7 protein-coding genes are annotated in these 11,457 nt (G+C 48.7%); 6 read left to right on the forward strand and 1 reads right to left on the reverse strand.

The window, feature by feature from the left end; genetic code table 11:
- Nucleotides 1-71: 71 nt before the first annotated feature.
- The 6 genes from OXH18_RS08400 to OXH18_RS08425 all read left to right on the forward strand — a co-directional run bounded on the left by OXH18_RS08400 (nucleotide 72) and on the right by OXH18_RS08425 (nucleotide 9,892).
- Nucleotides 72-341 (forward strand): hypothetical protein, encoded by a 270-nt coding sequence (locus OXH18_RS08400; RefSeq protein ID WP_268612071.1) that lies wholly within the window; start codon nucleotides 72-74, stop codon nucleotides 339-341.
- 18 nt (nucleotides 342-359) lie between these two features.
- Nucleotides 360-3,296, forward strand: coding sequence for an isoleucine--tRNA ligase (gene ileS / locus OXH18_RS08405; RefSeq protein ID WP_315874640.1), 2,937 nt, complete (start codon nucleotides 360-362; stop codon nucleotides 3,294-3,296).
- Nucleotides 3,297-3,595: 299 nt separating this feature from the next.
- Nucleotides 3,596-4,885 carry a serpin family protein gene (locus tag OXH18_RS08410; RefSeq protein WP_268612073.1) on the forward strand — a complete coding sequence of 430 codons (1,290 nt, stop codon included), beginning with the start codon at nucleotides 3,596-3,598 and terminating at the stop codon, nucleotides 4,883-4,885.
- Nucleotides 4,886-5,211: 326 nt separating this feature from the next.
- Entirely contained in the window at nucleotides 5,212-6,216 is a 1,005-nt protein-coding gene (locus OXH18_RS08415) for a helix-turn-helix transcriptional regulator (RefSeq protein WP_268612074.1), read from the forward strand.
- 20 nt (nucleotides 6,217-6,236) lie between these two features.
- Complete coding sequence (locus tag OXH18_RS08420; protein ID WP_268612075.1) at nucleotides 6,237-8,879, forward strand: TonB-dependent siderophore receptor; 2,643 nt, start codon at nucleotides 6,237-6,239, stop codon at nucleotides 8,877-8,879.
- Between the two features lie 161 nt (nucleotides 8,880-9,040).
- On the forward strand, nucleotides 9,041-9,892 hold the full coding sequence (locus OXH18_RS08425; RefSeq protein WP_268612076.1) for an iron-siderophore ABC transporter substrate-binding protein: 852 nt from the start codon (nucleotides 9,041-9,043) through the stop codon (nucleotides 9,890-9,892).
- A 163-nt stretch (nucleotides 9,893-10,055) separates the two neighbouring features.
- Here OXH18_RS08425 and OXH18_RS08430 read toward each other — a convergent pair whose 3' ends face one another.
- Nucleotides 10,056-11,339, reverse strand: a complete 1,284-nt coding sequence (locus OXH18_RS08430) for an HhoA/HhoB/HtrA family serine endopeptidase (protein ID WP_268612078.1) — start codon at nucleotides 11,337-11,339, stop codon at nucleotides 10,056-10,058.
- Nucleotides 11,340-11,457: the final 118 nt, after the last annotated feature.

The raw sequence follows: 11,457 nt of genomic DNA on the forward strand, positions 1-11,457 counted from the left end.
TTGGCTACCACTCGGCAGCCGCGATCGACGGCTTCGTTGCTGTGCGAATTTAGCTTTCTGGGGGGTGGCACATGAATTATCGCGATCGGCTCTCTCCCTGGTGCATTATCCAGCTTTTGCCCAAGATGCAGCGATCGGTGGTGGCGCGGTTTCGCAAACGCCATGATGCGGAGGCACATTTACGGGCATTGCGACGGCTGAATCCTGCGCTGCACTACGAGATTGTATTTGATCCACCATTAGACGACGAAACCCCTGACGCATTAGACACATTGGCAGAGTCTTTAGTATTGGGTCAAGACGCCTGTGTCATTAAAATCCTGAATCAAAGTTGGCGATGAAGGAGCTTCTAGCCGATAATGGTTCGATACAATCTTTACAATGTCCCCTGCATTTTCTCTAATAATTTACCCGTGACTCTCACAGAACCTGGAAGCTACAAAGACACTGTTAATCTACCGCAGACTAAGTTTGACATGCGCGCCAATGCCGTCAAGCGCGAGCCGGAACTGCAAACCTTCTGGAAAGAGAACCGAATTTACGAGAAATTGTCTGAGAGCAATCCGGGGGAACCCTTCATTCTGCACGATGGTCCGCCCTATGCCAACGGCGCATTGCACATCGGTCATGCCCTCAACAAAACGCTGAAGGATATTATCAACAAATATCAACTGCTGAAGGGACACAAAGTGCGCTACATCCCTGGTTGGGACTGTCATGGACTGCCGATCGAACTGAAAGTGCTGCAAGCCATGAAGCCGGAGGAGCGCAAAAATCTAACGCCCTTGGAACTGCGTCGCAAAGCCAAAGCCTGGGCCTTGGAACAGCAGCAGCAACAGTGCCAAAGCTTTATGCGCTACGGAATTTGGGGTGATTGGGATCATCCCTACCTCACGATGTTGCCGGAATATGAAGCGGCGCAGATTGGCGTATTTGGGCAAATGGTTTTGAAGGGTTATATCTATCGCGGCTTGAAGCCCGTCTACTGGAGTCCCAGTTCTCAAACAGCCTTAGCCGAAGCGGAATTAGAATATCCCGATGGACACACGTCGCGCAGTCTCTATGCTGCATTTCCGGTGGTGAGTTTGTCTAAGGCTGCTGCTGCCTTTCAGCCCTATCTCTCAGAACTGGGCGTCGCCATCTGGACTACCACTCCTTGGACAATTCCAGCCAACTTGGCGGTTGCCGTCAATCCCGATCTGAAGTATTCCGTCGTGGAAGCTGCGGGTGGAAACCTGCCGTTCCGCTATTTGATTGTAGCCACAGAACTGGTGGAGCGCTTATCCAAACTATTTGCTACAGAACTGACCGTCAAAGCCACCGTATCTGGTAAAGATCTGGAACACAGCACCTATCGCCATCCCCTGTTCGATCGCGAAAGCCCGATCGTGATTGGCGGCGACTATGTCACGACCGAATCTGGTACAGGCTTGGTGCATACGGCTCCGGGGCACGGCATGGACGACTTTGCCGTCGGTCAGCGCTATGGACTGCCGGTTTTGTCTCCTGTAGATGATCTGGGCAATTTTACCGAAGAAGCGGGTCCGTTTGCCAGGCTAAATGTCCTCAAAGATGCTAATCCAGCCATCATCAAAGCGTTGTCCGAAGCGGGATCGCTGCTGAAGGAAGAAGACTATGTACATCGCTATCCCTATGATTGGCGCACCAAAAAACCCGTGATTTACCGCGCTACCGAACAGTGGTTTGCCTCAGTAGACGGCTTCCGCGATCAGGCGATGCAGGCGATCGGCTCTGTCGAATGGATTCCAGCGCAGGGCGAAAACCGCATCACAGCGATGGTATCGGAGCGATCGGACTGGTGCATTTCTCGTCAGCGCAGTTGGGGTGTGCCGATTCCGGTGTTCTACGACGAAGCCACTAACGAGCCGCTGCTCAACGCAGATACTTTGAATCACATTCAGCAGATCTTTGCGGAGAAAGGCTCGGATGCCTGGTGGGAACTGTCGATCGAGGAGCTATTGCCGGAGAAGTACCGCCACGATGGCCGCACCTACCGCAAAGGCACCGACACGATGGATGTCTGGTTCGATTCCGGCTCGTCCTGGGCAGCGGTAGTTAAACAGCGAGGCTTAGTCTATCCGGTGGATATGTATCTGGAAGGTTCAGATCAGCACCGGGGCTGGTTCCAGTCCAGTTTGCTCACCAGTGTAGCCGTCAACGGCATTGCTCCCTACAAAACTGTCCTCACCCACGGCTTCACGCTGGACGAACAGGGACGCAAGATGAGCAAATCGCTGGGCAATACTATCGATCCGGCGATCGTCATCGAAGGTGGCAAAAACCAGAAAGAGGAACCGCCCTACGGAGCCGATGTGCTGCGGCTGTGGGTATCGTCGGTGGATTATTCTTCTGATATGGCGATCGGGAAAAACATCCTCAAGCAAATTGCCGATGTCTATCGCAAAATCCGCAATACGGCCCGATTTCTGCTGGGCAACCTGCATGATTTTGATCCCGCTCAACAGTCCGTTCCCTATGCTGAGTTGCCGGAACTCGATTGCTATATGCTGCACCGCATGACCGAGGTGTTTGCTGACGTTACCGATGCGTTTGAAAGCTATCAGTTCTTCCGCTTCTTCCAGACGGTGCAAAACTTTTGCGTCGTCGATCTGTCTAACTTCTATTTGGATATTGCCAAAGATCGGCTGTATATCAGCACTCCTAATGCGGCACGGCGGCGCAGTTGCCAAACCGTGTTGGCGGTGGCCGTGGAAAACCTGGCCCGATCGATCGGGCCAGTTCTATCTCACCTGGCCGAAGATATTTGGCAATACCTGCCCTACAAAACGCCCTACCAATCTGTGTTTGAGGCGGGTTGGGTGAAACTGGAAGACGCCTGGAAACAGCCGGAACTTGCGAAAACCTGGGAGCAGTTGCGCAAAGTGCGGCAGGAAGTCAACCGCGTGCTAGAACAGTCCCGCAATGACAAGGCGATCGGCTCCTCGCTGGAAGCCAAGCTGTTACTATATGTCACCGATCTGGATCTGCGGCAAACACTAGCCTCGATGAACCCAGCGGATAGCTTAAGCGGCGGCAATCGCGTTGATGAATTGCGCTATCTATTCCTTACCTCGCAGGTGGAATTGCTGGAAACGCCCGATCGCCTGGCCGGATTAAAATACCAATTCCAATCAGATGCACTGGGAATTGGCGTCGTCGATGCCGAGGGCGAAAAGTGCGATCGCTGCTGGAATTACTCGACGCATGTGGGTGAATCAAAATCACATCCGCTGCTTTGCGAACGCTGCGTTCCGGCGCTCGATGGAACATTCTGATCGAGGTGGCGCTCGGTTACGTCTTCACTGAAACTCGATTAGTGGGTCAAGAACCGCCCCTTGACCCTAAACAATTCCTCCAAGCCTGCCCTTTCTTAGAGGTAGACAGTTTCGAGTCATCCATCGACTGGCAATCCTAACTTCCTTTATGTTGCAGGATTAACTTGCTACATTTACAAAACAGTTAGTGATACTCTTCCCAAAAACTTGATTCAATGGTTGCGAGAATCGAAACGTTTGTAAGCTAATTTCGCAGGCATGCCATGCTGAGAATCGTCCATTGGTCGAGGAGTTCCTGTATGGTACGGTTCCCTGTTCGATATTTCGTTGGCACATTTACTGGGTTGTTGACACTTGCCAGTTTAACGGCTTGTTTGTCTATCAACCGTGATTCTGCAATCGCCCAGCCCACTTCACCAGAAACCTCTTCTCCAAGCCCATCTTCAACTATGACTCCGTCCACCATCAACCCGCAACTGGTCGCTGCCGATAATCAGTTTGGCTTTAAGCTGTTTTCCCAACTGATGCAGCAAGATGGTGAGCAAAACCTGATGATGTCGCCTACCAGCGTGGCGATCGCCCTCTCCATGCTCTACAACGGCGCTAATGGAGAAACACAGCAGCAGATTGCTTCAACGCTGGAACTACAAGGCTTGAGCCTAGAGGAAGTGAATCAGTCCAATGCAGATTTAGAAACTCTATTGGAACATGCTGATCCTCAAGTGAAATTGGCGATTGCCAACTCGTTGTGGGGCAATCAGGAAGTAGCATTTAAGCCAGACTTTATTCAGCGCATCCAAACGTTCTATGTTGCCGAAGTGGAAACCCTGGACTTTAAAGACCCGGCAGTGGTGAACCGCATTAACGATTGGGTCAACCGCAACACCGAAGGTAAAATTCCAATCATCCTGAACGAAGTGCGCCCCGATGACATTTTGTTTTTAATCAATGCCGTGTACTTCAAGGGAGAATGGCAACAAGCCTTTGATGAAGCTAATACGAGCGATCGACCGTTTACTTTGCTAGATGGCAGCAGCAAACCCCATCCGTTGATGAGCCAAACGGGGAGCTATTTGTATCAGGAAAATGACCAGTTTCAAGCAGTGAGTTTGCCCTATGGCAATGGACGTTTGAGTATGTATGTCGTTTTGCCGCAAACTGATGTGCCACTGCCCCAGTTTTATGAGGAATTTCTCTCTGCCTCTAACTGGGATACGGTAATGACTGGCTTTACTCGTCGGAATGGAACTGTAGAACTGCCGCGCTTTCGGTATGAATATGCCACCCGCCTCAATGATGCACTCCAAGCTCTGGGAATGCCCCTAGTGTTTGACCCGAATGCCGCAGACCTAACGGGGCTGACCGATCAGGATAGCTACGTCAACGAAGTGCACCACAAAACTTTTATTGAGGTTAACGAAGAAGGCACCGAAGCAGCGGCTGTCACCTCCGTCGGGATTCGAGCCACATCGGCGCAAGTTCCGAGGGAACCCTTTATGATGACCGTCGATCGCCCCTTTTTCTGTGCCATTCGAGACAACGAAAGCGGCGTGATTTTATTTATGGGGTCAGTAGTGAATCCGGAATAAACATGACCAGGCTGTTAATGCAATAGTCCAGACACTTTTGTGCCAAACCACCCTCATCCTCCAACCCCTTTTCCCAAACAGGGAGAAGGCGAGCCGAATTGAGGATGAGGGTCGAAAGTTGCGATGTGGCAAGGGTTTTCAGCATTTCCACAAAAACCGTCCGAAGGATTGTTGATGGAACAACGTTTGAATAACCTGATTCACCTAGGTGCAATTGAAGGCTGGGGTGGCAGAACAGGCTAGTCGTAGAACCATAATTGTGTGACAATTTTGAGAAGGATTCTCATTTATAGTGAATTCATTGTTGCATCCCACGCCAGATTATTATGCCGATTAGCTTATCAAATCGAGTTTACTGGGATTTATTTGAGGAAAGAGCAGAGTCTGAACAGGTGCATGGCTCAGACTCCTTTGATGTAACCTGGCTATATCCACCCCGTCTTGGACGTGGTTTTATGCGGCAAATGGAACTGCGTAAAGGCATTGATCTGATGATTTCTCAGTATCAACTTTACGACAATATAATCATTCAACTTCCAGAGCGAGAACATCCGATCGAATACAGCTTTGTTCTTGCAGGCAGCTTTAAATGTGGTACGTCCTGTTCAATTCAAGCTGGACAATATCTACTGTGTGGTAGTGGTGCGGCTCCGGTCGAGTCCACTGAAAGTTCTACAGAACAAATTTTGGAATTGAATGTTCACATTGAACCAGAACAGTTTTTAGCCCATTGGCAACATGCTCTTGAAGAAATCACTCCGGTGTTGCCATCCCTGATCCAATCCGATTCAAAACTCTACCTAACTCAGACTGGAACAACCACGCTTTTCATGCAGACGGCGGTGCAGCAGATTCTCCAATGTCCGTTTCACGGTATCACCAAACGGATGTATCTGGAAAGTAAAGTGTGGGAATTGTTAGCATTGCTAATTGAGCAAGAAATGAATCGCTCCTTAAAGCAACATCGGTCTCTTTCTTGTGCCCATTCATTGAAACCCGATGATGTCGATCGCATTCATTATGCGAGAGAAATCCTGTTACAACGGTTAGATAATCCACCCTCTTTAATTGAACTGGCACGACAGGTAGGGCTGAATGACTGTACCCTAAAACGAGGCTTTCGGCAGGTATTTGGACAAACTGCCTTTGGTCTTTTGCACGATTATCGGTTAGAGCAAGCTCGACAACTCCTAGAGGAACGGCGGTTAAATGTCACTGAAGTTGCTAGGGCGATCGGCTTTGCCAACCGCAGCTATTTTGCCTCTGCTTTTCGCAAAAAATTTGGTGTCAGCCCCAGAGAGTACTTAGCTCGATACAAAAATTCCGCCTAGCGTTCAAATCATTCCGTCTAATGGTCAATTCGATTGCCTGTTCGCCACCGTTTCTCGGTAGTTTATTGAAAATATTTCTTACTCATATTTGGGCAATAGTGGTGTGTGGCGTGAATCAAATGCAGCGATCGATGGTTTGGATGTTTGTTTTGGGTTTGGTGGCTTCTCCGGCATGGGCAGGGGTCCAAGGGGTTGTGGAAGAAGCGAATGCCGAGTCAGGAATACTGGCCGCGGATATTCCTCAACTCAGTACTTTAGAGCAACCCGCGACCACCCTAGAGGAATGGCAGGTTGAAATAGCGCAATCGTTGGTGCAGGTGACGGGGGTGCAGGTAGATATTACCGCAACTGGCTTAGACATTATCTTGGAAAGTACAGGGCAACTCGCTGAACCCTCCCTCTCTGTGGTGGGAAATGCATTGATTGCCGATATTTCCAATGCCATTCTCGCCTTACCAGAGGGCAACGAGCTTCAGCAAACGAATCCGATCGAAGGGGTTGCCCTTGTTTCTATAACGCAACGGAGCGATGGAGTTCGAGTCGCAATCACGGGCACAGTGGCTCCACCTACAGCAAACATTCGATCGGATGGGCAGGGATTGGTGTTGAGTGTAGCACCGGGAACTGAAGCGGCTGAAACGAACGAAGCGGCAATTCAAGTGGTAGTGACAGGGGAACTGGATCAAGGCTATGCCCCCAGTAATGCCACCACCGCAACTCGGACGGATACTCCCTTACGCGACATTCCTCAATCGATTCAAGTTGTGCCCCAACAAGTCCTGCAAGATCGACGAGTGAGTCGCATTAGTGAAGCGTTGGAAAGCGTTAGTGGTGTGCAGGCAGACGATAGTTTTGGTGGAACGCTCGATCGCATTAACATTCGCGGATTTCAGGCCGATGTGTTTCTAGAAAACGGGTTTCGTCGCAATGCCTTTAGCTCAACGGGGTTGGGGAATGCAGAATTAATTGAACGAGTTGAGGTTTTAAAGGGGCCCGCGTCGGTTCTCTACGGTAATATTGAACCTGGTGGTGTGGTGAATATTGTCACAGAGCAACCGCTTGCTGAACCACGATATCAGGTTGAAGGGGAAGTTGGCAGCTTTGGTTTGATCAGTCCTAGTTTGGATTTAACCGGACCGTTGAATGAAGCTAGGACACTCTTGTATCGCTTGAATGCACTGTATGAAGTAGAAGACGGATTCCGCGATTATAACCAAAATCTCGATCGCTTTGTGATTGCACCGTCCCTGACTTGGAACCTGAGCGAGAATACCAACATTATCTTTGATGTATTTTATGCAGAAACCGATCGTCCATTTGATCGGGGAATTCCAGCCATTGGCGATCGCGTCGCCGACATTCCGCGCGATCGGTTATTTCAGAATCCAGATACCCTTGCTAGCACGGAGGAAGTGAGCATCAGCTATCGCCTAGAGCATCGCTTTAATGAGAACTGGAGATTGCGCAATGCCTTTCGCTATCTGTCAGTTGATACATTCGATTTCCGCCTGGAATCCTGGACTATTGAAGATTCGGGTCGCCTTGATCAGCGCTGGCGATCGAATGATGATTACCAAGAGTTTTATTCCTTGCAAACGAATGTGGTGGGCGAGTTTAACACAGGACCAATCGAACATACTTTACTGGCAGGTATAGATTTGAATCGGTCTACCAGCGTAGGACAACAACAGCGACTGCCAGGCGATCCGAGTTTCTTCACTAATATCTTTACTGCGGGAGCCGCTGATGTACCAAGACCCAGTACCGATGAACTGACGCTGATTGTGCGGAACAACAACAATCGACAGGATAATTTGGGGATTTTTGTGCAAGACCAAATTGCCTTTACAGATAATCTAAAACTGTTGATTGGCGGTCGTTTTGATATCTTTGGTTACCGAGCATTAGACCTAACAACTAACTCCACCACTGAAGACACTGTAGAACGGTTTACGCCACGAGTTGGTATTGTTTATCAACCGATCGAACCACTCTCGCTTTACGCCAGTTACAGTCAAGCCTTCAGCCCCAACTTGTTTGATGTGACTGCCGACGGCTCAGTCCTTAATCCAGAGATTAGCGAACAGTTTGAGATTGGCATACGCGGTGAGTTTTTGAACGATCGATTGATTGCAAATCTAGCAGTCTTTGAAATTACCAAACAAAATGTGGCGGCTCCCGATCCCGATAATCCAGATTTCTCCCTAGCTGTGGGGGAGATCCGCAGTCGCGGCATTGAATTTGATATTGCTGGAGAGATCTTTGCAGGCTGGAACATCATCGCATCCTATGCTTATGTTGACGCTGAAGTCACCGAAGAAACCTTTATTCCAGTTGGCAATACGCCAGACAACGTCGCAGACCACACCGCCAGCCTGTGGACAACCTATGAAATTCAAGCGGGAACACTACAAGGATTAGGCTTTGGACTAGGATTGTTCTATGTTAACAACCGTCCTGGTGATTTTGAAAATACCTACGAACTGTCGAGCTATCTGCGCACTGATGCGGCTTTGTTTTATCGACGCGATAACTGGCGGGCTGCCTTAAATTTCCAAAACCTCTTTGATGTAGACTACATTCGCTATAGTGAAGGATTTCGAGAAGCCAATACACCAGGACAACCGTTTTCTGTTATTGGCTCCATATCAGTCACGTTCTAGGTTGCATTCCAGGTTACAAAATTCACATGTGGTTCGTTCCTCGTTTTCTTCGCTTTGTCCTACTCATGGGTTTGTCGATCGCCTTGGTCACATCCTGTGCTTTTGCATCATCTGATCGACTCTCAACTGTCTCAGGAGATTGTTATCGAGTACAGCATGTGATGGGTGAAACTTGTGTCCCTAATCAACCTCAACGAGTAGTCGTCCTAGATTCCATCACGTTTGAATATGTGACAGCCCTGAGCATCAAACCGATCGGGGCAACCCTCTCGGATCAATTTTCAGCACACTTGCAGAAAAATTTTACAGACATTATCAACATTGGCAACGCAGGTGAACCGAGCCTAGAGAAGATCCTGGCGCTTCAACCTGATCTAATCATAGGAGGCGACTATTACCAAACAATCTATCCTCAGTCCACTCAAATTGCCCCCACCCTTCTCTATGAATTTGAACATAGCGGGCAATGGAAAGAGATATTCATGAACCTCGCTCAAATGCTGAAAAAGACAGAAATTGCTGAACAAGTAATGAATGATTACTATCAGCGATTGGATGAATTTAAGCAACAAATGGGAGAACGCTTAGAGCAAACCGACGTTTCTGTCGTTCGCATTTATCCCGATCGCATCAATCTATATCTCAAAGATTCCTTCTGCGGCACAGTGTTGCAAGATGCCGGATTGCCGCGCCCCCCAGACCAAGATATTACTGCATCAGAGGCAAAAACTCGATTTGACAACGAAATTCAAGTGTCCATTAGCCGGGAACTTTTACATCAAGCGGATGGAGATGTGATGTTTGTGTGGACTGGTGAAAACACGGCTGATGCAAACCTGCAAGCTCAAAAAAAACTGGCAGAACTGACCGCTGATCCCTTGTGGCAACGGCTAAATGTCGTCCAACAAAACAAAATCTATCAAGTGCCAAGCTACTGGATTGGCAGTGGCCCGATCGCCGCAAATGCAGTGATTGATGATTTGTTCAAGTATTTGGTTGATGCTCCTGATTAAGCGATATCGGGTTGTACTAGGTGAGGGATGAGTGCAGGGATTTAATTTTGAGAAAATTCTCATTAGACTAGAATAGTCTGAGTATTCTAGTTTCTGTTCCTATCAAGATTGCCGTGGCAATTCAAACTCAATTCACCCTTGTTTTAGCATCTCAATTCAAACTCTATTCCTGTTGTGGTAACTGGCTGGGTACTGCCTCAGTTCGAATCAATAACATTTGCTCCTGACCATTGCGGGTTAGGGTTACCTGTAACCGACTGCCGACCTTGCTAGCTTCAACAATTTGTTGCAGAGCAGACGCATCGGTCACGGTTTGTCCATTCACCTGATGAATCACATCTCCGGCGCGTAGTCCGGCCTTTGCGGCTGGAGAATCGGGCATTACTTTAGCAACTAGTACGCCCCGATCTTCATTCACGCTCAAGCCGCTATTGGGATTATTATTGATGTCTTGTCTAATTTGAGGGGATAATGTAACCATCTGTACACCCAGATAGGCGTGTTCAACTTTGCCATTTTCCGCCAGTTGATTGGCAATGCGCTCGACGGTATTAATAGGAATCGCAAATCCAATCCCTTGAGCATCCTGAATAATGGCAGTGTTCATCCCAATAACTTCTCCATCCTGGTTGAGCAGTGGGCCACCTGAATTACCGGGATTAATCGCTGCATCAGTTTGAATATAATCCACTCGTTCATTGGGCATACCCACCTGACCGCTAGAACGACCCGTCGCGCTAATGATGCCTGCCGTGACTGTATTGTCCAGACCTAACGGATTACCAATGGCGATCGCCCATTCTCCAGGTTGAAGATGATCTGAATGACTCAACTTAACGGTGGGTAACTCCTTCGCTTCAATCTGAATCACTGCCACATCAGTCACCGGATCAGCACCCAGTACTTTTCCCTCGAAGGTACGACCATCTTTCAACGTGACCTGTACCGTATCTACGCCATTGACCACATGGGCATTCGTGATGATGCGGCCATCCGGACTTGTGATAAATCCAGACCCAATTCCTCGTTCAATCTGCTGGGAGGGCGGTTCAGGTAATTGATTGCCAAAAAACTGCCGGAAAAACGGATCATTAAAGATCTCTGGAGCCTGCGTTTCTACCGTTCGGGTTGCATCAATGCGAACCACTGCCGGACCGACTTTTTGCACCACATTGGTAATGAAATTGGCATCGGCTGGCATCAAGCTGGAAGGAGATGAACCGGATGAAGTTGGAGCTTGAGCGATCGGCTGTTGAGAATGGTGAAAACCAGAATGCGTGACCCAATAATTACCACCGACAGCAATGCCTGCTCCCAGAAGAATCAGGGCGATCGCCTGCCCAAACTGATTGCGAACTGGACGAGGAGATGGGTGCAGTCGGTGGGTTTTAGGATCAAGAATAAACTCTGATGGAGAAGCGTTATTGTTAGGTTGTTCAGTTTGCATCGGAAAAACCTGCCGTTGAATACAAAGTTTAGAATGAAGTGAATCTACTCGATGAAGCGAACACAATCAAGGATTGATGAACAAACTCACAATAGTCTGCTGATGTGTCAGGGTTATG

Origin of the sequence: Thermocoleostomius sinensis A174, assembly GCF_026802175.1 — a bacterium.
GTDB lineage: Bacteria > Cyanobacteriota > Cyanobacteriia > Elainellales > Elainellaceae > Thermocoleostomius > Thermocoleostomius sinensis.